Origin of the sequence: Polymorphobacter megasporae (assembly GCF_018982885.2) — a bacterium.
GTDB lineage: Bacteria > Pseudomonadota > Alphaproteobacteria > Sphingomonadales > Sphingomonadaceae > Polymorphobacter_B > Polymorphobacter_B megasporae.
On record NZ_CP081848.1, the window covers coordinates 2,008,388 to 2,033,645 of the forward strand.

Sequence of the window (25,258 nt, forward strand, 5' to 3'; positions counted from 1 at the left end):
ACATCCGGATTATTACCGATCAGCGCTCAGGCGCTTGTCGAGATACGCGTCCACGACCTTCATCAAATCGGGCATCTCGTGTTCGAAGAAGTGATTCGCCTTGGGGATCGTCTCGTGGTCGATCGTGATGTGGCGCTGGGTCTTGAGCTTGTCGACGAGCTTCTGGACGCTCGCGCCGGTGACGACCTCGTCGGCTTCGCCGTCGACGATGATCCCCGACGACGGGCACGGCGCGAGGAAGGTGAAGTCGTACATGTTCGCCGGCGGGGCGATCGAGATGAAGCCCTTGATCTCGGGGCGGCGCATCAACAGCTGCATGCCGATCCACGCGCCGAAGCTGAAGCCGCCGACCCATGTCGTCGACGCCTCGGGGTTGAACTGCTGCATCCAGTCGAGTGCGGATGCGGCGTCGCTCAGCTCGCCGATGCCGTTGTCGAACACGCCCTGGCTGCGTCCGACGCCGCGGAAGTTGAAGCGCAGCGTCGCGAAGCCGCGGCGGACGAAGGTGTTGTACAGCGCCATCGCGATCGGATGGTTCATCGTCCCCTGCTGCGGATGCGGCTGGAGGATGATCGCGACCGGCGCGCGGGCGCGGCTGGCGGGCTGGTAACGGCCTTCGAGACGGCCCTCGGGACCGGGGAAAATGACTTCGGGCACTGGCGGAACCTGCGGATTTTGAAATGGATGCGCGTCGGCGCGGACATTTCCTATATATGGAGCCGCCGTAAAGTCGCAACGCAAACCCGTTCCGGAGCCCGTTTGACGCCAATCTATCTCGACTGGGCCGCAACCGCGCCGATTGACCCCGCCGCGATCGACGCGATGGCCGATGCCGCGCGCGCCTGGGCGAACCCGTCTTCGGTCCATGGGGCGGGACGGCGGGCGCATGGGCTGCTCGAAGCGGCGCGGGCGGACGTTGCGGCGGCGCTGGGGTGTCCGGCGCGGTCGATCGTGTTTACCGGCGGCGGGACCGAGGCGCTCGGGCTGGCGCTGGCGCAGTCGCCGCAGCGGCTGATCTCGGCGGTCGAGCACGATGCGGTGCGGGCGCAGGCTCCGGGTGCGGGGGTGATCCCGGTCGATGCGAACGGGGTGGTCGACTTTTCCGCGCTCGATACGATGCTCGCGACCATCGAACGCCCGCTCGTCGCGGTAATGCACGTCAATAACGAGACGGGTGTGATCCAGCCGGTCGCCGAGGTCGCCGAGATGGTCGCAGCGCGCGGCGGCACGCTGCTCGTCGACGCGGTCCAGTCGGCAGGCAAGCTGCCGCTTCCGCAAGCTGATTACGTCGCGGTGTCGGCGCACAAGCTGGGCGGGTCGCCGGGGGTCGGTGCGCTGATCGTGCGGGATCACGTCGCGGCGGTGGCGAAGGGCGGCGGGCAGGAGCGGGGGCAGCGCGCGGGGACCGAGAATCTGCCGGGGATCGCCGGGTTCGCCGCCGCGCTGACCGCGCGCGCTGCCGATGGAGGGTGGCTCGACCGGGCGACGCGGCTCAGCGAGCGCCTCGAAGTGCAGTTGCCGGGGGCGATCGTCCACGGCTCGGGGGCAGCGCGCCTTGGGACGATCGCGTGCATCGGACTCCCCGGGGTCGCGGCGATGACGCAGTTGATGGCGCTCGACCTCGCCGGATTCGCGGCCAGCGCCGGGGCAGCGTGCTCGTCGGGCAAGGTCAAGACGAGCCACGTTCTCGGCGCGATGGGGGTCGGTGCGGGAGCGGCGGGGGAGGCGATCCGCGTCAGTCTCGGCTGGACGACGACCGCGGCGGACGTCGACGCCTTCGCCGCGGCGTGGCGCGCGATGGCCGACCGGCTGGGGCGGCGCGCGGCGTGACCCGCCCGATCTACCTCGATTATGCCGCGACGACGCCGCTCGATCCGGCGGTGCTCGCGGCGATGCAGCCGTGGCTGGCGGACAAGTTCGGCAATCCGCATTCGCCGCATCTGTGGGGCTACGAGGCCGACGCGGCGATCGAGGTGGCGCGCGGGCAGGTCGCGGCGCTGCTCGGCGCGGCGGCGGAGACCGTGTCGTTCACTGGCGGGGCGACCGAATCGGTCAACTGGGCGCTCAAGGGGGTGATGACCGCGCCCGGACAGACGCGGCGGCGGCTGGTGACGCTGGCGACCGAGCATAGCTGCGTTCTCGAAACCGCGCGGTGGCTCGAAAGCATCGGCTGCGCGCTGACGATCGTCGGGGTGCGGCCCGACGGGATCGTCGATTTGGCGGCACTCGACGCGGCGATGGGCGACGACGTTGCGCTGGTCTCGGCGATGCTGGTCAACAACGAGACAGGGGTGATCCAGCCGGTTGCGGACATCGCGGCGTGCGCGCACGCGGCGGGGGCGCTGATGCACTGCGACGCAGCGCAGGGGTTCGGCAAGGTCGACTGCACCGCGCTCGGCGTCGACCTGCTTAGCCTGACCGCGCACAAGATCTACGGCCCGAAGGGCGTTGGCGCGCTCTACCGGCGGGCGGGCGTCGCGCTGACCCCGCTGCTCCACGGCGGCGGGCAGGAGGATGGGCGGTCAGGCACTTTGTCGCCTGCGCTGTGCGTCGGGCTCGGCACCGCGGCGGCCATCGCGGGCGAGCGCATGGCCATCGACGCCGCGCATGCCCGCGCTTTGTGGGACCGGCTGCTCGGCGGGATCGACGTCGCGTACCGCGTCAATGGCGCGCTCACCGACCGCTGGTTCGGTACTGTCAATCTCGGCTTTCCGGAGGTCGATCCAGCGCGGCTGTTCAGCGCCGTCCGCGACCTCGCTGTCTCGACCGGGTCGGCGTGCGCGAGCGCGAGCGGCCGCCCGAGCCATGTTCTCGCGGCGATGGCCGGGTCGGTCCCCGGGCTGCGGATCGGCTGGGGGCGCTTCACCACCGACGCCGAGATCGACACCGCCGCTGCCGTCTTGACCGCGGCCGCGCGCCGCCTTCATAGCCGCGCCGCATGAACCTCGGGCACATCGCGACATGACACTCGTCCGTTTCGTCTCCGCCGACGGCAAGCGCGTTGTCGAGATCACGGCTCCGGCAGGCACCCGCCTGCTCGACCTCGCGCAGAATAACGACCAGCCGCTCGAAGGCGCGTGCGAGGGGGCGATGGCGTGCTCGACGTGCCACGTGCTGATCAAACCGGAAGATTTCGACCGGCTGCCGAAAGCGACCGCCGAGGAGGAGGACATGCTCGACTTCGCCTACGGGGCGTCGCGCACCTCGCGACTGGCGTGCCAGATCTGGCTGACCGACGACCTCGCCACGCTCGAGGTCAAAATGCCTGCCGCGAGCCACGACATGACCGGGCGCTAGGCACCAGGAGTCCCGGCCGGGCGCAGCCGGTGCTTGCGTCGCGCCGCCGCCTCGCCCATATCGGTCGCGGGAGTCGGGCGGGCAGAGTTATCGCCAACCCGGTCAGGTCCGGAAGGAAGCAGCCGTAACGAATCCGCTCTGGGTCGTTCCCGGCTCCCACCCAACGCCGTTGCAACCGACTGCCGAAGGCTTCACCACTGCGCCATGAGTGAGCTGTTCGCCGCCGCCGCCGAAGCCCCCGCCGCTCCCCCGGCGGTCGAATATCGCGTCCTTGCCCGCAAGTACCGCCCCGGCGACTTCGCCTCGCTGCTTGGGCAGGAGGCGATGGTGCGGACGCTCGGCAACGCGATCGCGCGCGGGCAGCTGGCGCAGGCGTGGCTGCTGACCGGCGTGCGCGGGGTGGGCAAGACCTCGACCGCGCGGATCATCGCCAAGGCATTGAACTGCATCGGCCCCGACGGCACCGGCGGCCCGACGATCGCGCCCTGCGGGGTCTGCGAGCCGTGCGTCGCGATCGCCGCCGGGCGCCATATCGACGTCATCGAGATGGACGCGGCGTCGAACACCGGGGTCGACGACGTCCGCGAGATCATCGAGGCGGTGCGCTATGCCAGCGTCTCGGCGCGCTACAAGATCTACATCGTCGACGAAGTCCATATGCTGTCGAAGAACGCGTTCAACGCGCTGTTGAAGACGCTCGAGGAGCCGCCGCCGCACGTCAAGTTCATCTTCGCGACGACCGAGGTCGGCAAGCTGCCGGTCACCGTCCTGTCGCGCTGCCAGCGCTTCGACCTGCGCCGCATCCCGAGCGAGATGCTCGCCGACCATTTCGCGCGGATCGTCGCGCTCGAGGACGCGACCGCCGAGCCCGAGGCGCTCGCGCTGATCGCGCGCGCGGCGGAGGGATCGGTCCGCGACGGGCTGTCGATCCTCGACCAGGCGATCGCGCACGGCGCGGGGGCGATCACCGCCGTTGCCGTCCGCGACATGCTCGGCCTGTCGGACCGCGGCGCGGTCCGCTCGCTGATGGCGCTGCTGCTGGCGGGCGAGGCAGCGTCGGCGCTGTCGGCGTTCAAGGACAGCTACGACCTCGGCACCGATCCGGCGCAGGTCGTGCAGGAACTGCTCGAACTCGTCCACACGATCACGCGGTTCAAGGTCGCCGACGCCGACGACGCGGCGATGAGCGCCGAGGAGCGCGCGGTCGTCCGCGACTGGGCGACGCGGCTGTCGTTCCCCAATCTCCACCGGCTGTGGCAGTTATTGCTCAAGGGGCTGGCCGAGGTTCACGCCGCGCCGGTGCCGGTGCAGGCGGCGGAGATGGCGCTGCTACGGATCATCCACGCGAGCGCGCTGCCCGATCCGGGGGAGCTGGTCCGCAAGCTGACCGAGCGCGGGGAGGATGGGCCTGCCGCGCCCGCCCTTCCACACGCCGCGCCCGCTGCTCAGGGTATTTCCGCACTTTCAGCCGTCATCCCGGCGCAGGCCGGGACCCATCTCGCCACCGGCACGGCTCGCGGAGATATGGGTCCCGGCCTGCGCCGGGACGACGAAAGGGGGGAGGGATCGTCCGCTCGAGCGCCAATTGCGCCGCCAGCGGCAAGTGCCTCGCCTGCGCCATTCCCCACGCTCCCCACCGACTATCCCGGTCTCGTCGCGTTGATGGAGGAATCTCGCGAACCGCGCCTCGCGCACGTCCTCCACGACGTCGTCCGGCTGGTCGATTACGCTCCGCCGACCCTGACGATCGTCGCGCCGTCCGACCTCGGCCCCGGCTTCGCGCAGCAGCTGATGCTCGCGCTCGGCAAGGCGACGGGAGGCACGCGCTGGACGGTGACACTGGCGCGCGACGGCGGCGCGCGGACGCTCCACGAACAGGCCGAGGCGCGGATCCAGGCGACGCGCGACGCGGCGATGGCCGACCCGCTCGTGCGGCAGATCCTCGCGGCATTCCCCGACGCGACTTTGCTTGGTATCGATGCCGCCGACCCCGACGATTTACCGCACAGGAATTCAGCCGATGCCTAACATGGACGACATCATGAAGATGGCGCAGGGCCTCCAGGCCGACATGGCCAAGGCGCAGGCGAGCCTCGACGGGATCGAGGTCGAGGGCGCGGCGGGCGGCGGTCTGGTCAAGGTCCGCGCGACCGCGAAAGGCCGCATCATCGGCGTCGACATCGACCCGTCGCTGCTCAACACCGCCGACAAGGACATGCTCGAAGACCTGATTGTCGCTGCGTTCAACGACGCCAAGGGCAAGGCCGACGCCGTCGGACACGCCGAGATGCAGAAGATGACCGCCGGCCTGCCGCTGCCGCCGGGGTTCAAGCTGCCGGGGATGTAACCCAGCGCGGCTTCAGTCCGCCAGGCACCCGTCGATCGCATCGCGCCGCACCACCCCGATCCGCCGCTCGATCGCGCGGGCGTGGCGCTTGACCGCGCCGTGGAGGGCGGCGGCGTCGCGCTTGATCGGCTGCGGCAGGATCGCGGCGATGCGCGAGGCTTGCGCCGGGCTCAGCCGGGCGGCGCTGACCCCGAAATAATGCTGTGCCGCGGCCTCGACGCCGTAGATGCCGGGGCCGAGTTCGGCGATGTTGAGATAGACCTCCATGATCCGCGGCTTGCCCCACATCGCCTCGATCAGGACGGTGAAATATGCCTCGAGCCCCTTGCGGAGGTACGAGCGACCCGGCCAGAGGAAGGCGTTCTTCGCGGTCTGCTGCGAGATCGTCGAGCCGCCGATGACCTTGCGCGACGTCGCGTTCTTCTCGGCGGCGTGCTCGATCGCGCCGAAATCGAAGCCGTGGTGCGAGCAGAATGTCGAATCCTCGGCGCCGATCACCGCGCGCGGCATCGCCGGCGCGATCTGGTCGAGCCGCGCCCACGTCCGCTCGACATGCTGCCCGGCGAGCGCGTCGCGGATCATCGGCACGGTTATCGGCGGGTCGATCCAGCGATAGGCGAGCGCCCACGCGACCGCGAACAGCACGGCGACTATCGCCACGGTGACGAGCTTGCCGAGGAGCCAGCCGACCGTTCGCACCACCCGGCTCCCCTAACTACGCGGGGCTATTGGGCGACAGCCTCGGGCGACGTCAAGGCGGGTTGCGCCAAGACGGCGAGCGCGGCGGTCGCCGCAGCGACCCCGGTGGCATGCGCGCCGTGCGCGGTACCGACATCGTCGAGCGCGCCTGCCTCGCCGGCGAAGAACAATCGGCCCGCGACCGGCTCGACGATTGCCCGGCGGGCATCACGGCGGCCGGGGCGGGCATGACTCCACGCGCCGCCGATAAACGGCTCGGCGCGCCAGCCGCTGACCGCCAAGGGCCGGAACCGCGCTCGCCAGTCGGATCCGAGCAATCCGCACAACTCGGTGATCATCGCGTCGATCGCCGCCGCCGGGCCAGCGGCGGCGAGGTCGGCGGCGTAGGGACCGCCGAAATAGCTTTCGATCACGGGCCAGCCGAACGGGCGAAGCCGGTGGCTGGCCGAGCATAATGCGCGCGGATGCCCGCGAAGGTGGCCGTCGACAGGGAAGTCGGTCGGCCCGTCGATGTGGAGGAAGACCTTGCCGACGTCGCCGAGCGGCAGGTCGCCGGCGGCGGCGAGGTGGCCGGGCAGTTCGGGGGTGAAAGCGATCCGGGTGAGGACGGCGGTTGAGACGGTGACGATCGCCGTCGCTGCCTCGACGACCCCGGCGGACGTCGTCACGCGGACCGCATCGCTGCCGACCGCGATCGCTGTCACTGCCGTGTTCCGCCGGATATCGAGCCCGACGGCCAATGTCGCGACGGCGGTTCCAAGCCCCTCGCGGACGCGCCAATTATTGTCCGAGGCGGCGGCATCGAAGGCGGCATGGTCGTGGAGCGAAACCGCCCTCGCCGCGACGCCGTCGAGGTAGCCGACGACGGCGTCGACTGCACCCGCCCAGTCGCCAGCAGCGGGAAGGGCATCGGCGAGCGGCACGTCGGGCAAGGTGGCCCGCCGCTCGACCTCCTCGTCGAACGCAGCAAACGCCGCGCCGAACGCCGCCTGGTCGGCAGGCGGAAAGCCGAGATCGCGCCATTGCGTGTCCCAGCGCGCGGGCGAGCGGTCGACGGTCAGCCCTGCCGCCTCGGCGACCGCAGTCCATGGATTGCGCTCGCCGGAATGCAGCCAGCCGCAGCCGAGATCGAGCGCGTAGCCCTCACGGATGACGGTATGCGCGCGCCCGCCGACCCGATCGCCGGCTTCAAGGACGACGACGCTCGCGCCGCCGTCGGCCAGCCGCCGGGCGGCGGCGAGGCCGGCGGCGCCTGCGCCGACGATGACCGCGTCGAAGGCGATGTTACGCCGGCTCGGGCAGCAGCCGCCGCTCGCCCGCCAGCGTCCGCATCGCGCGCTGGAGCTTGTCGAAGGCACGGACCTCGATCTGGCGGACGCGCTCGCGGCTGATGCCGTATTGCTGCGACAGTTCCTCGAGCGTCTCGGGATCGTCGATCAGGCGGCGCTGCGTCAGGATGTGCTTCTCGCGGTCGTTCAAGTCGCTCATCGCATCGACCAGCAGTTCGTGACGCTGGGTCTTCTCCTGCTCGTTGGCGACGATCTCATCCTGGATCGGACCGGTGTCGGTCAGCCAGTCCTGCCACTCGCCCTCGCCCTCCTCGCGCAGCGGCGCGTTGAGGCTGGTGTCGCCGCCCATCGCCATGCGGCGGTTCATCGAGATGACTTCGGTCTCGGTGACGCCCAGCGTCGTCGCGATCTTGGTGACGTCGGCCGGCTTCATGTCGCCGTCCTCCATCGCGTTGATCTTGCCCTTCATCCGGCGGAGGTTGAAGAACAGCTTCTTCTGGTTGGCGGTGGTGCCGATCTTGACGAGGCTCCACGAGCGCAGGATGAATTCCTGGATCGAGGCGCGAATCCACCACATCGCGTAGGTCGCGAGGCGGAAGCCGCGTTCGGCGTCGAACTTCTTGACGCCCTGCATCAGCCCGATGTTGCCTTCGGAAATCAGCTCGGCGACCGGCAGGCCATAGCCGCGGTAGCCCATTGCGATCTTGGCAACGAGACGCAGGTGGCTCGTCACCAGCTTGGCGGCAGCCTCGGGGTCCTGATGCTCGGCCCAGCGCTTGGCAAGCATATACTCCTGCTCGGGGGCGAGCAGCGGAAACTTACGGATTTCGGACAGATAGCGATTGAGTCCGGCCTCGCCCCCCATCGTCGGGATCGAGGTCTTGGCGGGAAGATTCTTCGTCGTGGCCATAAGGCTCCCTTGCCGGTCGTTCACAATGAAAGACGACCGATTAAGTCCACTATATCGCGCGGCAGGTCGGAATGGAACGAAAGTTTTTCTTGGGTGACAGGATGAACGAACCCTAGCGTCGCCGCGTGCAGCGCCTGGCGGGCGAAACCAAGCTCCGACAGAACGGCCCGATGCGGCTTCAGGGTCCGTCCGTAAGCCGGGTCGCCGATGAGCGGATGACCGATCGATGCCATGTGAACCCTGATCTGATGCGTCCTGCCGGTTTCTAGCCGGCACTCGATCTTCGCTGCGTCGGCCAGCGGCGTTACAGTGCGATAGTGTGTCACGGCATGCTTGCCGCGACCTTCAGCGACGATCGCCATCTTCTGCCGATTGGCCGACGACCGCGCGAGCGAGCCGGTGATGGTACCGTCGGCGGGAAGCGGCTGGCCGCCGACAACGGCGGTGTAGCGGCGCTCGACGGTATGCGCGGCGAACTGACGCGACAGCGCCTCATGCGCCGGGTCGGTCTTGGCGACGACGAGCAGTCCCGACGTGTCCTTGTCGATGCGGTGGACGATGCCGGGGCGCGCGACCCCACCGATCCCCGACAGCCGCCCGGCGCAGTGGTGGAGGAGCGCGTTGACCATCGTCCCGTCGAGATTGCCCGCCGCCGGGTGGACGACGAGCCCGGCGGGCTTGTCGACGACAAGCAAGTGATCGTCCTCGAAGACGATCGTCAGCGGGATGTCCTGCGCCACCGCGTCGGGCGTGGTCGCGGGCGGGACGACGACGGTCAGCGCGTCGCCGGGAGCAACCTTGCGCGCCGGGTCGCGCTGGTGGGCGCCGTTCGCGCCGGTCACCTGCCCCGCGCCGATCAACGCCTTCAACCGCTCGCGCGACATCGTCGGGATCAGCACGGCAAGCGCGCGGTCGATCCGCCACCCCGCCATTTCGGGCGTGACGGTAACCGCCACTGCTGTCGACATTTCTTCCCCCATCGCTTAGCCGATGTCGGGATGAAGATGGCGATTGCAAGCACCGCGCTGGTTTCGATTCTCGACCATGCTCGCCGCGCCACACCTGCCGAAGCGTGCGGCATCGTCTTCGGCGACGCCGCGATCGACGCCGCCGAGGCCGCGACTAACGTCGCCGCGCATCCTGAACGCGCCTTCGAGATCGACCCGGCGGCGTTGCTCCGCGCGCATCGCAGTGCCCGAGCGGCGGGGCGCAAAGTGCTCGGCTGGTATCATTCGCACCCCAACGGCTCGACCGAGCCTTCGGCTACCGACGCCGCGCGCGCAGTGGAGGACGGCAGGCTATGGCTGATCGCTGCAGGGGGCATCGTCGCCGCGTGGCGCGTCGTCGCCGATGGGCCGGTGCACGGGCGCTTCGCCGCGGTCGCGCTGGTCGCCACCTGAATGGCGACGGGCGAGGTCAAGTGGTTCGACCCGCGCAAGGGGTTCGGCTTCATCCGCCCCGACGCCGGGCCGCGCGACGTTTTCGTCCATCTGTCGGCGGTCGCCCGGTCGCCGTTCGGGATGCTCGAGGCCGGGCAGCGAATCGAGTTCGAACTGACCCAGACGACCGACGGGCGGCTGATTGCGCTCGGGCTGCGCGCGATCGAAACCCAGTGAGCTAACGCGATGAGTGAGTTGCGATGAGTATCCTGTCGACACTGTATTTCCCGATGGGCGCGCTGATCGGCATCGCGTCCGCCGCGCCGGTCGGCCCGGTCAATTTGCTCGTCATCCAGCGGACGTTGACCGCGCACACCGCGGGCGCACTGCTGCTCGGTGCGGGCGGGGCGGTCGGCGATTCGCTGTTCGCAGCAGCGGCGGCGTTCGGCGTCAGCGCGGTGACCCAACTGCTCGCCGAACACGCGCTTGCGATCCGGCTCGGCGGCGGGCTGATCATGCTCGTCTTCGCGGTCTTCATCTGGCGGTCGGCGCCGAAGCTGCGCGGCGACGAGGACCAGGTTTCGGCGGTGCGGATGGCGCTGGCGACGTTGACCCTGACGCTGACCAACCCGGCGACGATCCTGTTCTTCATCGGCGCATTCGGCGCGGTCGGCTTCACCGATATCGGCCACGATTCGCCCGAGCATCTGATCAACGCGGCGATGGTCGTCGCGGGGACCTTCACCGGATCGATGCTGTGGTGGCTCGCGGTGACGAGCGTCGCGCGGCGGTTGCGCGGGCGGATCAACGACGGCCACCTCAAGAAGCTCAACAAGGGCACCGCGATCGCGCTCGGGGCGTTTGCCGTCGCGGCAGTCGTAACCGGAGTAATTCAGCGATGACGACACTTGCCGCCCTCGTGGCGATGCGCCTGACGCACGATCTTGCCGGACCGATCGGCGCGATCTCGACCGGGATCGATTTGCTCGACGACGGCGACCCCGAACTGCGCGCGCTGATCGCCGATGGGGCCGCGTCGGCGGTTGCATCGCTCCGCCTCCACCGCTTCGTCCTTGCGCCGCCGGAGGATGCGACGCCGGCACAGGGGTTGCTCGCGGCGTGGCTCAAGACCCGCGACGCGACGACGCTCGACTGGGCCGCCGATCCGCGCGACGCCGCGCACGCCGCGCAGCTCCTCGGTCTCGCGATGTGCGCTGCCGAAGCTGCACCCGCCGGCGGGCGGATCGCGGTCGACGACGGCGGCGTCACGCTGAGCGGGGCGAAGGTCCGGCTCGACGACGCGGTCGCGGCTGCGTTCGCGGGAGATGCGGTGACCGCCTCGCGCGGCGCGCTCGCCGGGGTGATCTTCGCCGTCGCGGGGCCGGTCGAACTCGTTCAGACTGCCGACGGCCTTCGCTTCAGCCTACCACGGTAGCGCGTTGCCACGGTAATCGAGGAAGACCCCGGACTTGTCGGGGGTCAGTCCGGCGATGACCTGCCGCAGCCCGGTAACCGACGCGTCGACCGCGACCTCGGCCCCGGCACCGCCCATGTCGGTCTTGACCCAGCCGGGGTGGAGCGCCGCGACCGCGATCGCGCGGGGCTTGAGCTCGATCGCCATCGTCTTGAGCCCGGCATTGAGCGCCGCCTTCGACATCCGGTAAGTGTACAGCCCGCCGCCGGTGTTCGCGCCGATCGAGCCGAGCGTCGACGACAGCGCCGCGATCGTCCCGCCGTCGCGGACAGTAGGTGCCAGCGCGCGCGCCGCGATCAGCGGGCCGAGCGCGTTGACCGCCATCACCTCGGCCCATTTCGTCGCGTCGATCGCGGCGAGCGTGCCGTCGCGGGCACCGATCCCGGCATTGAGGATGACCAAGTCGTGCGGCCCGGGCGCGGCGGCGGCGAGCGCGGTCAGCGACGCCTCGTCGGTGGTGTCGGCGTGGAATGCGCTCGCCCCGGCGGCGGCGAGTTCGGCGACCTGCTCGGGCGACCGCGCGGTGGCGACGACCGTCCAGCCGTCGCTGAGATACTGGCGGACGAACTCGCGGCCGATGCCGCGGCTGGCTCCGACGATGACGACGCTCGGCATTGACTCGAACTCCTGCTGCAATGCGGCAATATCCCGCTCACGCTGGCGCGATTAATCGCCTATCAGGAGGTGACGTCAACTCGATGGACGGCGACTCGGTGAAGCAGGGAGCGGCATGACGATCTGGCGTAAGCTCCTTGGGACGAGCGTCGGGCTGTTGCTCGGCGGCCCGCTCGGGTTGCTGGCCGGGGGCGCTGCGGGCACCACCGCGAACCTCGCCAACCTGCGCGCGCCGACCGCCGAGCGGCGGCAGGTCGCCTTCACCATCGCCGCGATCGCGCTCGCGGCGAAGATGGCGCGCGCCGACGGCGAGGCGACGGCGACCGAATTCGCCACCTTCGAACGGCTGTTCCGCGTTCCTGACGGCGAGCGCGCCAACGCGACGCGCTTCTACCGCATGGCACAGGGATCGACGGCAGGGTTCGAGGCGTACGCGTCACAGGCCGCGAAGCTGCTCGGGCCGGGGACGCCGGTGCTCGAGGACCTGCTCGAGGCGCTGCTGCTGATCGCGGTGACCGACGGCGTCCACCCCGACGAGCTCGAATATCTGCGCGTCGTCGCCGACCGGCTCGGTTTCGACCCCGCCGCTTATGCCCGCATCCGCGCGCGCCACATCGCCCCGGCGAAAGACGACCCGTTCGTCGTCCTCGGCATCGCTCCCGGAGCCTCGCTGGGCGAAATCCGCGCGGCGTATCGCGGGCTGGTCAAGACGTACCACCCCGACCGGCACATGGCGGCGGGCACCCCGCCCGAGTTCCTTCGCGTCGCCGAGGCGCGGATGGCGGCGATCAACGCGGCGTATGCCGAAGTCGCGCGGCGCGGTGCGGCTCCGGACGAGGCAGTCGGCGCGGCGTGATCGAGCGGGCGAGTCCCAATTTCGACGCGCGGACGCTGCCGATCTCGATGATCGTGCTGCATTACACCGGCATGCAGAGCGCCGCTGCAGCGCTCGACCGGCTCGCCGACCCGGTCGCCAAGGTGTCGGCGCATTATGTCGTCGCCGAGGACGGGGTCGTCGTCCGCATGGTCGACGAGGCGAACCGCGCGTGGCACGCAGGCAAAAGCTGGTGGCGCGGCATCGTCGACGTCAACAGCGCGAGCGTCGGCATCGAGATCGTCAATCCCGGGCATGAATTTGGCTATCGCCCGTTCCCCGCGCCGCAGATGGACGCGGTCGAGGCGCTCGTCCGCGACATCGCCGGGCGCTGGCAAGTCGCCCCCGCGATGACCGTCGGCCACAGCGACATCGCCCCCGCGCGCAAGGACGACCCGGGCGAGCTGTTCGACTGGCCGCGCCTCGCCCGCGCCGGGCTCGCCGATCGCATCCCGGCGGCGCGGACCGACCCCAACTGGACCGACGCCGGGTTCATGACGGCATTAGGGCGATACGGTTACGACGTCACCGAGGCGCAGCCGGCGGTTGTCGCCTTCCAGCGCCACTTCCGGCCCGGCGACATCGGCGGCGCCATCGACGCCGAGTGCCGCGCGATCCTGTTCGGGCTGCTCCGCCCCGACCTTTAACGCGGGGGGATGAGCGGCGGTGCGTCGCCGGTGTAAGCCCGGTGCTCCTTGTCGCCGCCGAGACCGCCGGGGAGGACCGCCGCCTTGGTCTTCTTGTCCTTGCCGCCTGCGGGCTTGGTGCTCGTGTCGGTATTCTCGCCCGCCGAGTTCGGCGGCGCGGTTCCGCCCGGGCGGCCGCTGTCCCCGAGCGTGACGCCCTTGTCGGCTTCCTTCTGGTACGCGCCGAGGCCCTTGCGGACGGTGGTGCAGCCCGCGAGTGCTACGACCAGCACGATGATGACGGCGCGACGCATTAGACCTCCGCAAACGATGGCGTCCCTCTGAACCGGGGGGCGTGGCTTGGCAAGCCGGGGGTTGACCGCTAAGCCCCCGAACAGGCCAGAGGATTGGACGGTCGCCGCTCCCGCAGGGGAGGGGAGGAAAGTCCGGGCTCCACGGAACGACGGTGCCGGGTAACCCCCGGCGGGGGCGACCCCAGGGACAGTGCCACAGAGAGGAGACCGCCGGGCTTCGGTCCGGCAAGGCTGAAAGGGTGCGGTAAGAGCGCACCGCGCGAGCGGCAACGTGAGCGGCAAGGTAAACCCCACCGGGAGCAAGACCGAATAGGGACGGCGCGCGAGTTCGCTCGCAGGGCAGGAACCGGCCCAGTCGTCCGGGTTGGTTGCTTGAGGCCGTCAGTAATGGCGGTCCTAGAGGAATGACCGTCCACGGGTGGCGACACCCCGGACAGAACCCGGCTTACAGATCCTCTGGCCACGCGCAGGGCGGCGAAAGAGCGCGCCGCGCCTCGACTCGCCCCAGCGCGGCCGGCGGGGCGGCGGGCTTATCCGCCGAACCCGTCTGATGGCGCGGCTTTCCCGCGACGCCCTCAGCGCCGCCGCGTCACAAATCCCTCAACGAAACTTCTTCCCCCCGCCGCATCTCTCCGCCATGCGGGTCCAAACTCGATGGGGACCGCCATGCGCTCGAAATACCTGCTTGCCCTGCCGCTGGCGTTCGCCGCTGTCCCCGCTGCCGCCGCCGGATGCGACGGCCTTGCCGCCTTCCACCCCGACAAGACCGAGCTCCACGCCACCACCATCGCCGCCGACACGCCGTTGCCGTTCGCGCAGGGCGCCAAGCTCCCGTTCGCCTTGTGCCGGGTCGAAGGCGCGGCGCACCCGACGAGCGATTCGGACATCCGCTTCGAGGTGCTGATCCCCGAGGGCGCGGGCTGGAATGGGCGCTTCCTCCAGGTCGGCAACGGCGGTTTCGCCGGGCAGATTCCGTATGGGACGATGCTCCTCGGGCTCGCCAAGGGCTATGCCGTCGCCGCGACCGACGACGGCCACCAGACGACGGTCAACCCCGACGCGAGCTGGGCGCTCGGCCACCCTGAGAAGGTCGTCGATTTCGGCAGCCGCGCGGTCAAGACGACGACCGATGCGGCCAAGGCGATCCTCGCGGCGTACGGTGCGGTGCCGAAAAAGGCGTATTTCTTCGGCTGCTCCGACGGCGGGCGCGAGGCGCTGATGATCGCGCAGCGCAATCCGGCCGACTTCGACGGCATCGTCGCGGGCGCCCCGGCGTGGTGGTGGACGCGGCTCCAGGGCAGCGCCGGGACGCTTCTCCGCGACAGCACGCTGCCGGGACGCGCGCTGCCGACCGGCAAGCTGATCGCGCTCCAGGAGGCTGCGTTGAAAGCATGCGGCGGCGGCAAGACCTATATTGCCGACCAGCGCAGCTGCCGCTTCGACCCGGCGACGATCGCGTGCAAGGGAGCCGACACCGATTCGTGCTTGACCGCGGGCGAGCTCAAGACGGTCAAGCTGATCTACGGCGGGACGCGCGATCCCGACGGCGGCAAGCTGCTGCCTGGCCTCAAGCCGGGGGCCGAGGCGCTCGACCATAGCTGGAAAGACTGGGGCATTTCAACGACCCCCGGACGGGTCGACCCGACCCACGACTATCCGTTGAACCACTTCGCTTTTCTGGTCAAAAAGGACCCGAACTTCAAACTGGCGAACCTGACCGATGCCGACATCGTTCAGGGCGACCGCGAGCTTGGCCCGATCCTCGACGCCGCCTCGCCCGACCTCGGCGCGTTCAAGGCGCGCGGCGGCAAGCTGATCCAGTACCACGGCTGGAACGACCCCGCGATCGCGCCGGGCTACAGCCTCGAATATTACAAGCAGGTGCAGGCGAAGATGGGGCCGAGCACCGATTTCTACCGGCTGTTCATGGTCCCCGGCATGCTCCACTGCGCGGGCGGCGATGCGCCGACGCGGGTCGACTGGTTCGCGACGCTCGAACAATGGGCCGAGGAGGGGAAGGTCCCCGACGCGGTCGTCGCGCGCGACAAGAACGGGGCGACGCAGACGGTGACGGCGGAGCGCTGACGCTACGCCGGATCAACTACCAGCGTCGTGCCATCGACGCGGATGATCCGCGCCAGCGTCCCCGCCGCCATGTCGGGTCCAGCCGCCGGCCACGGCGAGTCGCCGACCTGAACGCGTCCGACCCCGCCGGTGATCGGGTCGACGACGGTGACGGTGGTGCCGATCATCGCCTCGGCGCGGCGGTTGAGCTTGCCGGGGGCACGGCGGACGATGCGATGTCCGAAGACCTGCCGCCCGAGCAGGACCGCGATGATGCCGAGCAGGACGAAGTGGACGATCTGCCACTGCCACCCGGTGTCGATCGCGAAGGCCAACCCGGCGGTGACCGCGGCTGCGCCAGCAAGCCAGATGAAATAGGCGCCCGGCGCATGGAGTTCGAGCGCGGCGAGGACGAGCGCGGCGGTCGCCCAATACCAGGGAAGGGTGGTCGGGTTCATCTCCTACCCCTCCCCTTCAGGGGAGGGGCGAGAGACGCGCCGCTTGGCGTGGCCCGGGGGTGGGGACTCCTTCGGGCAATCCGGCTCGCGGCAACTGCCCCACCCCCGGCCCCTCCCCTGAAGGGGAGGGGAGCCAGTAAGGAGGAGGAAGCGAGCGTCGCCGTCACTCGAACGGGCCGATCCGGCGCTGCTGGCCGACCTGCGGCGTGCCCGACCCCTTCGGAGCCGGTGCCGCTGGCGCGTCGCCCTGCGGCCGGACCGCCTTGACCAATTCGCCGATGCCGCCGAGCGACCCGACCAGCGCCGACGCCTCGATCGGCATGAAGATCGTCTTTGCGTTCGGCGACGTCGCGAACGCGGTCATCGCCTCGACGTACTTCTGCGCGACGAAATAGTTGAGCGCCTGCGGGTTGCCCGTCGCGATCGCCGCCGAGACGAGTTCGGTCGCGGTCGCCTCGGCCTGTGCCGCGCGCTCGCGCGCCTCGGCGTCGCGGAACGCCGCCTCGCGCCGCCCTTCGGCCTCGAGGATCTGGCCCTGCTTGGCGCCCTCGGCGCGGAGGATCGCGCTCGCCCGCGAGCCTTCGGCCTCGAGGATGTTCGCGCGCTTCTCGCGCTCGGCCTTCATCTGCCGGCCCATCGCGTTGACGATGTCGGCGGGCGGGCGGATGTCCTTCAGCTCGACGCGGGTGATCTTGATGCCCCACGGATGCGTCGCCTGGTCGACGACGATGAGCAGCTTCGCGTTGATCGCGTCGCGCTTCGACAGCGTCTCGTCGAGGTCCATGCCGCCCATGACGGTGCGCAGGTTGGTCGTCGTCAGGTTGACGATCGCCGAATACAGATCGCTGACCTCATACGCCGCCTTCGCCGCGTCGAGCACCTGGTAGAACACGACCCCGTCGACCGCGACGATCGCGTTGTCCTTGGTGATAATCTCCTGCCCCGGGATGTCGAGGACCTGCTCCATCATGTTGATCTTGCGCCCGATCCGGTCGACGAATGGGGTGATCAGGCTGAAGCCGGGGCGCAATGTCGTGGTGAAGCGGCCGAATCGCTCGAGCGTGTATTCGAAGCCCTGCTTGACGACGACGACCGCCTGCGCGAGCGCCGCGACCGCCACGACCAGCAGCACCAGCACGAAAATCCCCGCCGTCATCGGTGCACTCCTGCAACGCGAGACGCTTTGCCTCGCCCCCCGATAGATGACATCGAAGGGGTTATTTTGCGAGGTGGACGATGGACGAAATCACGCTGCTCCGGTCGGTTCTGTTCCTTCCCGCCGCCAACCCGCGCGCGATCGTCAAAGCCCGGACTCTCGACTGCGACGCGGTCGTCCTCGACCTCGAGGATGCGGTCGCGCCCGCTGCGAAGCCGGCGGCGCGCGACGCGGCGGTAGCGGCGGTTCGCGAAGGCGGCTGGGGACATCGCGCGTTGCTGATCCGCGTCAACGCGCTCGGTACAACATGGTCGGCGGACGACTTCGCTGCGATCGCCGGACTTCAGGGACTGGCCGGGATCGTGGTGCCCAAGGTCGCGGATGCCGCCGACGCCGCCATCGCGGTCGAGCGCGGCGGCGGGTTGCCGATCTGGGCGATGGTCGAGACCCCGGCTGGGATTCAGGCGGCCGACGACATCGCCGCGACGCCGGGGATTACTGCGCTCGTCGCCGGGACGACCGATCTCGCCGCCGACCTGCACGCGCGTCCGCGCCCCGACCGATCGCCGCTGCTGTACAGCCTCAGCCGGATCGTGGTCGCCGCGCGGGCAGCACGGATCGCCGCGTTCGACGGGGTGTTCATCGACCTTGGCGATGCAACGGGTCTCGCGGCGGAGGCGACGCAAGGCCGTGACTTTGGCTTTGACGGCAAGACGCTTATCCATCCCGGCCAAATCGACGTGGTCAATCGCGTTTTCTCGCCAAGCGCCGAGGAACTTGTGTACGCTCATGGACTTATTGCCGCACATGAGGCGGCGCGCGCCGGCGACCGTGGGGTCACGACCTACGCGGGCAAGCTGGTCGAGGGTCTCCATGTCGCCGCCGCGCAGAGGGTTTTGCGTGCAGCCGAGGCGATCGTAGCGCGCGGCTGACGCGCCGCGACGGCATTAACCCTGCCTGACGGCTTCCGGAACTAAGTCGTTTTGACGTCGTTATGTCGTTGTGCCAGCGTCGGCATCGGCCCATGCTCGGCCATTCAAATCGTTAATTTTTTGTTACCGGGAGTCCAATGGTCCTCGCAGTGTCAAATGCTGTGCGTCCGACGCTGATCGCATTATCGCATCTGCGCTGGGATTTTGTTTTCCAACGTCCCCAGCACCTTCTGACCCGCGCCGCGACCGATTATGACGTCATCGTTGTCGAAGAACCAATCTGGACCGACGCTGCCGCTCCCGGGGTAGAATTTCTCGACCGCGAGCATGGCATCCGCGTCGCTCAACCGACCCTGCCGCACGGCACGTCGGCCGCCGACTCGCTTGATCATCAGCGCCGCGTTCTCGACGGCCTTGTCGCAAATATCAAAGGGTCGCTGACGGTCTGGTATTATACGCCGATGGCGCTGCCGTTCAGCCGCCACATCGCGGCCGACGTTACCGTTTTCGACAAGATGGACGAGCTGTCGGCGTTCGCCAATCCGCCGCCGCTGCTGCTCGCGCTCGAAGCCGAACTGCTCGAGCGCGCCGACGTCGTCTTCACGGGCGGCGCAGCAATGCACAAGGCCTCGGTACACCGCCACGCTAATATCCATTGCTTCCCGTCGAGCATCGACACCGCGCATTTCGGTGCAGCGCGGGACGGTATGCCCGACCCGGCCGATCAGGCCGCGATCGCCCATCCGCGTATCGGCTTTTTTGGCGTGATCGACGAGCGGATGGACATCGCTCTCGTTGGCGAAGTCGCGGCGCTGCGTCCCGATTGGCAGATCGTCATGATCGGACCGACCGCGAAGATCGACCCAGCGCACCTGCCGCAAGCCGCGAATCTGCACTGGCTTGGCGGTAAGAGCTACGTCGATCTGCCGCCGTATCTAGCGAACTGGGATGTCGGCTTCATGCCTTTCGCGATCAACGACGCGACGAAATTCATCTCGCCGACCAAGACCCCCGAATTCCTCGCCGCCGGCTTGCCGGTGGTGTCGACCGCGATCGCCGATGTCATCGCGCCCTATGGCGATCTCGGCCTCGTCGAGATCGCGTCGACCGCCGCCGACACGGTCGCCGCGATCGAACGCGTTATGGCGCGCGACCGCGGCCCGTGGCTCGCCAAGGTCGACGCGCAACTCGCCAGTGGGTCGTGGGACCAAGTGTGGTCTGACATGCACGCGTTGATGCGCGCAGTTACCCCGTCCACCACCAACCTCAAGGAGACCGCCCGTGTTTGATTGGCTTATCGTCGGCGCGGGCTTCGCCGGGGCGACCCTTGCCGAACGCATCGCGACGCAGCGTAACGAGAAGGTTCTCGTCGTCGATCGCCGCCCGCACATCGGCGGTAATGCGTATGATCGCTATAACGACGACGGGCTGCTGATCCACGAATACGGCCCGCACATCTTCCACACCAATTCGGCGGCGATCTTCGATCATCTGTCGATGTTCACCGAGTGGCGGCCGTACGAGCATCGCGTTCTTGGCATGGTCGATAACCAGCTCGTGCCGATCCCGATCAACCTCGACACCGTCAACAAGCTGTACAACCTCAACCTGACGAGTGAGGAACTGCCCGCGTGGTTCGCTGCGCGCGCTGAAAAGGTCGACCCGATCCGCACGTCGGAGGATGTCGTCGTCTCGGTCGTCGGGCGCGAACTCTACGAAAAGTTCTTCCAGGGCTATACCCGCAAGCAGTGGGGCATGGACCCGTCCGAACTCGACAAGTCGGTCACCGCGCGCGTGCCCACCCGGACCAACCAGGACGACCGCTATTTCACCGACGAATTCCAGGCGATGCCGAAGCACGGCTATACCCGGATGTTCGAGAAGATGCTCGACCATCCGAATATCAGCGTGATGACGCAGACCGATTTCCGCGACATCCAGAACGAAGTGTCGTTCAAGCAGCTGATCTATAGCGGCCCGGTCGACGAATATTTCGACTTCCGCTTCGGCAAGCTGCCGTACCGCTCGTTGAAGTTCCAGCACGAGACGCACGACACCGAAGTCATGCTGCCGACGGGCACGGTCAATTATCCGCAGACCGAGGCGTACACCCGCGTCAGCGAATACAAGTACATGACCGGACAGGTTCACCCGAAGACCGCGATCACCTACGAATATCCGAGCGCCGAGGGTGATCCGTATTACCCGATCCCGCGCCCCGAGAACGCCGAGCTGTACAAGAAGTACGAGAAGCTCGCGATGGCGACGCCGAACGTGTGGTTCGTCGGGCGACTGGCGACGTATCGCTACTACAACATGGATCAGGTCACCGGGCAGGCGCTCGCGACCTTCCGCCGGATCCAGGAAGCGCTCCCGCTCGACGGGGTGAAGAGCAACGTCATCACCGAACCGCGGTTCGTCGCTGCGGAGTAAACTCGCTTCTGCTCCCCTCCCCTTAAGGGGAGGGGCCGGGGGTGGGGGAGTACGCCGCGCGTTCAGGCCGCCTTCCGAACGACTGCCCCACCCCCGACCCCTCCCCTGAAGGGGAGGGGAGGAGTTCAAATGCCCGACATCTTCCAATCCTTCTTCCTCGGCGGCTTCGAATCGTCGACGCAGCGCCGCCGCGAAGGGGTTCGGCTCGACCTCATCGCCTCGACCGAGCACGACATCCGCGCCGCCGAGGATTACGCGTTGATGGCGGCGCACGGCATCCGCACCGTCCGCGACGCCGTGCGCTGGCACCTGATCGAGCGGCGGCGCGGCGATTACGACTTCTCGTCGCTGCTGCCGCAAGTCCGCGCCGCGCGCGATGCCGGGACGCAGGTCATCTGGGACCTGTTCCACTATGGCATGCCCAATGGCGTCGACGTCTGGGCCCCACGCTTCGTCGACCGCTTCGCCGAATTCGCCAGGGCAGTCGCGCAGGTCATCAAGGACGAAACCGACACCGTCCCGTTCTACATCCCGATCAACGAGATCAGTTTCTTCTCATGGGGCGCAGGCGACGTCGCCTATCTCAACCCGTTCGCGCGCGGGCGCGGCGGTGAATTGAAGGCGATCCTCGTCCGCTCGACGATCGCCGCGATCGAGGCGATCCGCGACGTCGACAGCCGCGCGCGCTTCTCGGTTGCCGAGCCGCTGATCAACATCCTGCCGCAGTCGCCGTCGCCCGAGCATGTCCGCGCCGCGGCGGATTACATGGACGCGCAGTTCGAGGCGGTCGATTTCCTTGCCGGAAAGCGCGCCCCCGAACTCGGCGGCGGTCCGCAATACCTCGATGTCGTCGGGCTCAATTGCTACTTCAACAACCAGTGGATCGACCACGGCCCGACGGTCTACCTCGGCGATCCGTCGAACAAGCCGTTGCGCGACTTGATCGCGCTCGCCCACGCGCGGACCGAGCGCAAGGTGTTCATCGCCGAGACCGGCACCGAGGGGACCGGCCGCGCACCGTGGCTCCACCATGTCGCCGACGAGGTCGCCGCGGCGATGACCGCCGGCGTGCCGGTCGAGGGCATCTGCCTGTACCCGGTGCTCAGCCACCTCGGCTGGGACGACTTCCGCCGCTGTCCGAACGGCATGATCGAGGCGTTCGGCAACGGCGAGCCGCGCACGGTGTACAAGCCGCTGGCGGATGAACTCGCGCGCCAGCAGGGGCTGTTCGCGAGCGGGTATCTCCAGCGCGAATAGTGGCCCCCTCCCCTTTAGGGGAGGGGTCGGGGGTGGGGAATGCGCCGCGCACTCGGTCTTCAGATCGTAGGACTGCCCCACCCCCAGCCCCTCCCCTGAAGGGGAGGGGAGCCAGAAAGTGTCGAGCTAAATCGGCGCGCCGCCGTCTTTGTACATCAGCGTCACGCTGATCCGCCGGTTGCGCGGATCGTTCGCGTCCTTCGGGTTGTACGGATCGGTGTCGGCGACCCCTTCGATCCGGCGGAAGCGTCCGTCGGCGGTTCCCGCGCCGGTGAGCGCCCGCCGTGTCGCGTCAGCACGCGCGGTCGACAGCGTCCAGTTGTTGACCCCGCCGCGCGCATAAGCGACGCCGTCGGTGTGGCCGCGGACCGTCAGGCTGTTCGGCACCCCCGCGAGCGCAGTTGCCACCGTCCGCACCAGCGCCGCCGCCGCGCTCGTCAAAACGCTCGTTCCGCTGCCGAACATGCTGAAATCGGCGCGCTCGACGAGGTCGATGCGCAGGCCGTCGTGGGTGCGGACGAAGCGGATCTGCCCCTTCAACCCCTTGAGCGTCGGGTCGCCGGCGATGCGCGCGTTGACGATCCGCTCGACCATCTTGAAGCGTTCCTCGTCGGCGGCGCGGCTGTTGCCGGGGTTGGTCGCCTTGTCGTGGCTGTTGACCTTCGCCTCGAGCGGACCCCCACCGCCGCCGCCCTGGACCGGGGTCGGGCGCTGGCCGCGCACCGACGCGTGCGGCGCGACGCCGTCGTCGGTGCGGAGCGCGCGCCCGCCGCCAATCCCGTTCGACCCGCCCGAGTTCTGCATCTGGATAACAGTCGGGGTGAAGTAATCGGCGATGCCCCTGCGCTGGTCCTCGTTGGTCGCGCCGAGGATCCACATCAGCATGAAGAATGCCATCATCGCGGTGACGAAGTCGGCGTAGGCGATCTTCCACGCCCCGCCATGCGCCGCGGCATGGCCCTTGACCTTGCGGTAGCGGATGACGGGTTCGGTGAACTGGCCGTGCGGTTCGGGTTTCACGTCACTTCGCCCGCATCCCGTCGAACACTTCGGAGAAGCTCGGCTGGTTGACCGGCTGGATCGCGGTGCGCGCGGCCTCGATGACCATCGGCTGCGGCTGGCCCTTGAGGCTGGCGACGATCACCCGGCGGACGACGAGGTAGATTTCGGCGTCGGCGTCGAGCACCGACCGCAGCCGTGCCGCGCACGGCCCGACGATGCCGTAGCTGAGCAGCACGCCGAGGAAGGTGCCGACCAGCGCCGACCCGATCATCGCGCCGAGGATCGCCGGCGGTTTGTCGATCGACGACATCGTCTTGACCACGCCGAGCACCGCCGCGACGATGCCGAGCGCGGGCAGCGCCTCGGACAACGTCGTCAACGACACGACCGGCTTCGACGCCGCGCTGTGGTGCGTCTCGATCGCTGAATCGATGATGTCCTCAACCGCCATCGGGCTGATTCCGCCGGTCGACACCACAAGCAACCGCAGGCTGTCGGTCAGCAGATGGAGGAACACCGGGTCCTTGAGAAACTGCGGATAATCGGCGAAGATCGACGACGATTTCGGGTCCTCGATGTGCGGCTCGACCGCGATCGCGCCGTCGGTTTTTAGCATCTTCATCAACCGCGTCGTCAGGAAGATCGCCGCCGAGTAATCGGCACGCTTGTAGCGGGGGCCGCGAAAGATCGCACCGAAGCCCCCGCCGATTGCCTTCATGCCCGCGATGTCGGTCGCGATCAGCGTCGAACCGGCGGCAGCACCCCCGATGATGAGCATCTCGTGGGGAAGCGCCTCGAGCACCACCATGATATTGCCGCCGGTCAACGCAAATCCACCGAACACCATGACGAACAACACGACCAGCCCGATGACCGAGACCATGATTGGCCGCTCCCAAAGACGCATACACCGTGTCGTCGTCGGGTGGTTTTACGGCGCGGGAGTGCGGAGACTTATGGTTGAGATGCGTTAACCTGCGGTATCCCTCTGATTTTCGTCATCCCCGCGAAGGCGGGGACCCATCACCACGGACATTTGGGGTGATGGGTCCCCGCCTTCGCGGGGATGACGAAGGTTTTGCAGCGAACGCCCACCATCACTCAGTGGATATAATCCCACAGGCTCAGACCCGACACCTTGACGAAGCTCAGCTGCGCCGCCTGCAGCACCGTCGTCAGCCGCTGGAGGCGGGCGATTGCGGTGGTCATGTCGAGGCTCCCCGTCGTCGTCTTGTCGCTCGTCAACGCGACCGTCGCGGCATCGAGGCGCTTGCCCTCGGTGTCGAGCCGCGCGAGCCGCGTGCCGACCGTCGCGCGCGTATCGGCGTTGCGCGAGATCGCCGCGTCGAGCCCGGTTTGCGCCGCCGCCACCCCCGCCAGCCGCTTCGTCGCATCGGGCTCGACGAGCGCCGCGCCGAGCGCCGCAAGCATTGCGAAGGTATCGGTCGACGTCGCCGCGCCGGTCGCATCGGGGCCGCCCGGCAGTCCGGCGAACACGCGCGGCCCGTCGACCCCGGTCGAAATCGCGGCGTCGTCGAGGACGAGCACGGCCGCACTCCCCGCGCCCTGCCACGTCATCGCGCCGGTAGCATCGGGAGCGTAGGCCGCGCCGGTCCGTGCGCCGCCGAACAGGCTCGTACCATCGCTGTCGCGCGCGTTGGCATAGCCCGCAAGCTGCTCGCCGAGCTGCGCGACCTCGGCGGCGAGCGTCGCGCGGTCGGCGGCGTTGAGCGTCGCGGTATTGCCCTGAAGCGCGATCTCCTTGGCGCGCTGGAGGACGGTGCCGATCCCGTCGAGCGTGGCGTCGGTCGCGTTGAGGCGGCTCGTCGCGCGGTCGACCCCGGTGCTCTGGCTGACGTTGCTCGCAAGCCCGCGCTCGATCGTCAGCAGCCGTGCGGAGCCGCCCGGATCGACGTCGGGGGTCGTGATCCGCTGACCGGTCGCGATCGCCGCCTCCATCGCGTCGACCTGCGCCGACAGGTCGGTCAGCCGCGCGGTCGCGGCGTCGTGGGTGATGCGGGTGTTGACCTGCATTATTACTCATCCCTGTCATCCCCGCGTAAGCGGGGACCCAAGGTCACAACATTGCGACCTTGGGTCCCCGCTTGCGCGGGGATAACAGCTGAAGAGCG

Annotated in this window: 28 protein-coding genes and 2 other RNA genes; 18 read left to right on the forward strand and 12 right to left on the reverse strand. The window is 68.7% G+C overall.

Annotated features, from left to right (window positions below):
* Nucleotides 1-12 precede the first annotated feature (12 nt).
* Nucleotides 13-657, reverse strand: coding sequence for an alpha/beta hydrolase (locus tag KTC28_RS09575; RefSeq protein ID WP_216708693.1), 645 nt, complete (start codon nt 655-657; stop codon nt 13-15).
* 102 nt (nt 658-759) lie between these two features.
* Here KTC28_RS09575 and KTC28_RS09580 point away from each other — a divergent pair, with 102 nt between their 5' ends.
* From KTC28_RS09580 to KTC28_RS09605, 6 genes are all read left to right on the forward strand, one after another.
* Nucleotides 760-1,830, forward strand: a complete 1,071-nt coding sequence (locus KTC28_RS09580) for a cysteine desulfurase family protein (protein WP_255601882.1) — start codon at nt 760-762, stop codon at nt 1,828-1,830.
* Nucleotides 1,827-2,942, forward strand: a complete 1,116-nt coding sequence (locus KTC28_RS09585) for a cysteine desulfurase family protein (RefSeq protein WP_216708695.1) — start codon at nt 1,827-1,829, stop codon at nt 2,940-2,942. The genes KTC28_RS09580 and KTC28_RS09585 overlap by 4 nt, the downstream gene beginning before the upstream one ends.
* 19 nt (nt 2,943-2,961) lie before the next feature.
* Nucleotides 2,962-3,297 (forward strand): 2Fe-2S iron-sulfur cluster-binding protein, encoded by a 336-nt coding sequence (locus KTC28_RS09590; protein ID WP_216708696.1) that lies wholly within the window; start codon nt 2,962-2,964, stop codon nt 3,295-3,297.
* A gap of 67 nt (nt 3,298-3,364) precedes the next feature.
* An RNA gene (gene ffs / locus KTC28_RS09595) (signal recognition particle sRNA small type) lies at nt 3,365-3,459 on the forward strand.
* 42 nt (nt 3,460-3,501) lie between these two features.
* Nucleotides 3,502-5,325: a DNA polymerase III subunit gamma/tau gene (locus KTC28_RS09600; protein WP_216708697.1), complete on the forward strand. Its 1,824-nt coding sequence runs from the start codon at nt 3,502-3,504 to the stop codon at nt 5,323-5,325.
* Nucleotides 5,318-5,644 carry a YbaB/EbfC family nucleoid-associated protein gene (locus tag KTC28_RS09605; protein WP_216708698.1) on the forward strand — a complete coding sequence of 109 codons (327 nt, stop codon included), beginning with the start codon at nt 5,318-5,320 and terminating at the stop codon, nt 5,642-5,644. Before KTC28_RS09600 ends, KTC28_RS09605 begins: the two co-directional genes overlap by 8 nt.
* Nucleotides 5,645-5,656: 12 nt before the next feature.
* Here the strand turns inward: KTC28_RS09605 and mtgA are convergent, their stop codons facing one another.
* Genes mtgA through KTC28_RS09625 form a run of 4 tightly spaced genes read right to left on the reverse strand, consistent with a single transcriptional unit; the run spans nt 5,657 to nt 9,510 of the window.
* Nucleotides 5,657-6,346 (reverse strand): monofunctional biosynthetic peptidoglycan transglycosylase, encoded by a 690-nt coding sequence (gene mtgA / locus KTC28_RS09610; protein WP_216708699.1) that lies wholly within the window; start codon nt 6,344-6,346, stop codon nt 5,657-5,659.
* Between the two features lie 23 nt (nt 6,347-6,369).
* The gene (locus tag KTC28_RS09615) at nt 6,370-7,701 is read right to left on the reverse strand and encodes a flavin monoamine oxidase family protein (protein WP_255601883.1); all 1,332 of its coding nucleotides are present in this window, start codon (nt 7,699-7,701) and stop codon (nt 6,370-6,372) included.
* Nucleotides 7,628-8,542: an RNA polymerase sigma factor RpoH gene (gene rpoH, locus KTC28_RS09620; protein ID WP_216708700.1), complete on the reverse strand. Its 915-nt coding sequence runs from the start codon at nt 8,540-8,542 to the stop codon at nt 7,628-7,630. Before rpoH ends, KTC28_RS09615 begins: the two co-directional genes overlap by 74 nt.
* Nucleotides 8,543-8,562: 20 nt before the next feature.
* Nucleotides 8,563-9,510: an RluA family pseudouridine synthase gene (locus KTC28_RS09625; protein ID WP_216708701.1), complete on the reverse strand. Its 948-nt coding sequence runs from the start codon at nt 9,508-9,510 to the stop codon at nt 8,563-8,565.
* 36 nt (nt 9,511-9,546) lie between these two features.
* On the opposite strand from KTC28_RS09625, the gene KTC28_RS09630 reads away from it, so the two are divergent.
* The 4 genes from KTC28_RS09630 to KTC28_RS09645 are packed head-to-tail and all read left to right on the forward strand — an operon-like array spanning nt 9,547 to nt 11,356.
* Nucleotides 9,547-9,942 carry a M67 family metallopeptidase gene (locus tag KTC28_RS09630; protein WP_216708702.1) on the forward strand — a complete coding sequence of 132 codons (396 nt, stop codon included), beginning with the start codon at nt 9,547-9,549 and terminating at the stop codon, nt 9,940-9,942.
* Nucleotides 9,943-10,158, forward strand: a complete 216-nt coding sequence (locus tag KTC28_RS09635; protein WP_216708703.1) for a cold-shock protein — start codon at nt 9,943-9,945, stop codon at nt 10,156-10,158.
* 23 nt (nt 10,159-10,181) lie between these two features.
* Entirely contained in the window at nt 10,182-10,823 is a 642-nt protein-coding gene (locus tag KTC28_RS09640; RefSeq protein WP_216708704.1) for a LysE family translocator, read from the forward strand.
* Complete coding sequence (locus KTC28_RS09645; protein WP_216708705.1) at nt 10,820-11,356, forward strand: histidine phosphotransferase family protein; 537 nt, start codon at nt 10,820-10,822, stop codon at nt 11,354-11,356. The genes KTC28_RS09640 and KTC28_RS09645 overlap by 4 nt, the downstream gene beginning before the upstream one ends.
* Here KTC28_RS09645 and KTC28_RS09650 read toward each other — a convergent pair.
* A complete protein-coding gene (locus tag KTC28_RS09650) occupies nt 11,345-12,010 on the reverse strand; it encodes an SDR family oxidoreductase (RefSeq protein WP_216708706.1) in 666 nt (221 codons plus the stop codon). The two genes, KTC28_RS09645 and KTC28_RS09650, sit on opposite strands and share 12 nt — an antisense overlap.
* A 115-nt stretch (nt 12,011-12,125) precedes the next feature.
* Here KTC28_RS09650 and KTC28_RS09655 point away from each other — a divergent pair, with 115 nt between their 5' ends.
* Nucleotides 12,126-12,866 (forward strand): J domain-containing protein, encoded by a 741-nt coding sequence (locus KTC28_RS09655; protein ID WP_216708707.1) that lies wholly within the window; start codon nt 12,126-12,128, stop codon nt 12,864-12,866.
* 47 nt (nt 12,867-12,913) lie between these two features.
* A complete protein-coding gene (locus tag KTC28_RS09660; RefSeq protein ID WP_216708889.1) occupies nt 12,914-13,531 on the forward strand; it encodes an N-acetylmuramoyl-L-alanine amidase in 618 nt (205 codons plus the stop codon).
* Here the strand turns inward: KTC28_RS09660 and KTC28_RS09665 are convergent.
* Nucleotides 13,528-13,824: a hypothetical protein gene (locus KTC28_RS09665; RefSeq protein WP_216708708.1), complete on the reverse strand. Its 297-nt coding sequence runs from the start codon at nt 13,822-13,824 to the stop codon at nt 13,528-13,530. The genes KTC28_RS09660 and KTC28_RS09665 overlap by 4 nt on opposite strands.
* A gap of 85 nt (nt 13,825-13,909) precedes the next feature.
* On the opposite strand from KTC28_RS09665, the gene rnpB reads away from it, so the two are divergent.
* An RNA gene (gene rnpB / locus KTC28_RS09670) (RNase P RNA component class A) lies at nt 13,910-14,288 on the forward strand.
* A gap of 202 nt (nt 14,289-14,490) precedes the next feature.
* Nucleotides 14,491-15,909, forward strand: a complete 1,419-nt coding sequence (locus KTC28_RS09675) for a tannase/feruloyl esterase family alpha/beta hydrolase (protein ID WP_216708709.1) — start codon at nt 14,491-14,493, stop codon at nt 15,907-15,909.
* A 2-nt stretch (nt 15,910-15,911) separates the two neighbouring features.
* On the opposite strand, the gene KTC28_RS09680 is transcribed toward KTC28_RS09675, so the two are convergent.
* The gene (locus KTC28_RS09680; RefSeq protein ID WP_216708710.1) at nt 15,912-16,346 is read right to left on the reverse strand and encodes an NfeD family protein; all 435 of its coding nucleotides are present in this window, start codon (nt 16,344-16,346) and stop codon (nt 15,912-15,914) included.
* 163 nt (nt 16,347-16,509) lie between these two features.
* Nucleotides 16,510-17,502 (reverse strand): SPFH domain-containing protein, encoded by a 993-nt coding sequence (locus KTC28_RS09685; protein ID WP_216708711.1) that lies wholly within the window; start codon nt 17,500-17,502, stop codon nt 16,510-16,512.
* Nucleotides 17,503-17,582: 80 nt separating this feature from the next.
* Here KTC28_RS09685 and KTC28_RS09690 point away from each other — a divergent pair, with 80 nt between their 5' ends.
* The 4 genes from KTC28_RS09690 (at nt 17,583) to KTC28_RS09700 (ending at nt 22,124) form a co-directional block, all read left to right on the forward strand.
* Nucleotides 17,583-18,434 carry an HpcH/HpaI aldolase/citrate lyase family protein gene (locus KTC28_RS09690; protein WP_216708712.1) on the forward strand — a complete coding sequence of 284 codons (852 nt, stop codon included), beginning with the start codon at nt 17,583-17,585 and terminating at the stop codon, nt 18,432-18,434.
* 137 nt (nt 18,435-18,571) lie between these two features.
* Complete coding sequence (locus KTC28_RS22740; protein ID WP_255601885.1) at nt 18,572-19,723, forward strand: glycosyltransferase; 1,152 nt, start codon at nt 18,572-18,574, stop codon at nt 19,721-19,723.
* Nucleotides 19,716-20,867 (forward strand): UDP-galactopyranose mutase, encoded by a 1,152-nt coding sequence (gene glf / locus KTC28_RS22745; RefSeq protein WP_255601886.1) that lies wholly within the window; start codon nt 19,716-19,718, stop codon nt 20,865-20,867. The genes KTC28_RS22740 and glf overlap by 8 nt, the downstream gene beginning before the upstream one ends.
* Nucleotides 20,868-20,996: 129 nt before the next feature.
* Nucleotides 20,997-22,124, forward strand: coding sequence for a glycoside hydrolase family 1 protein (locus KTC28_RS09700; protein WP_216708713.1), 1,128 nt, complete (start codon nt 20,997-20,999; stop codon nt 22,122-22,124).
* Nucleotides 22,125-22,250: 126 nt separating this feature from the next.
* Here KTC28_RS09700 and KTC28_RS09705 read toward each other — a convergent pair whose 3' ends face one another.
* The 3 genes from KTC28_RS09705 to KTC28_RS09715 all read right to left on the reverse strand — a co-directional run bounded on the left by KTC28_RS09705 (nt 22,251) and on the right by KTC28_RS09715 (nt 25,160).
* Nucleotides 22,251-23,144 (reverse strand): flagellar motor protein MotB, encoded by an 894-nt coding sequence (locus KTC28_RS09705; RefSeq protein WP_216708714.1) that lies wholly within the window; start codon nt 23,142-23,144, stop codon nt 22,251-22,253.
* 1 nt (nt 23,145) lies between these two features.
* Nucleotides 23,146-24,009, reverse strand: coding sequence for a flagellar motor stator protein MotA (gene motA / locus KTC28_RS09710; protein ID WP_216708715.1), 864 nt, complete (start codon nt 24,007-24,009; stop codon nt 23,146-23,148).
* A 218-nt stretch (nt 24,010-24,227) separates the two neighbouring features.
* Complete coding sequence (locus KTC28_RS09715; RefSeq protein WP_216708716.1) at nt 24,228-25,160, reverse strand: flagellin N-terminal helical domain-containing protein; 933 nt, start codon at nt 25,158-25,160, stop codon at nt 24,228-24,230.
* Nucleotides 25,161-25,258 lie beyond the last annotated feature (98 nt).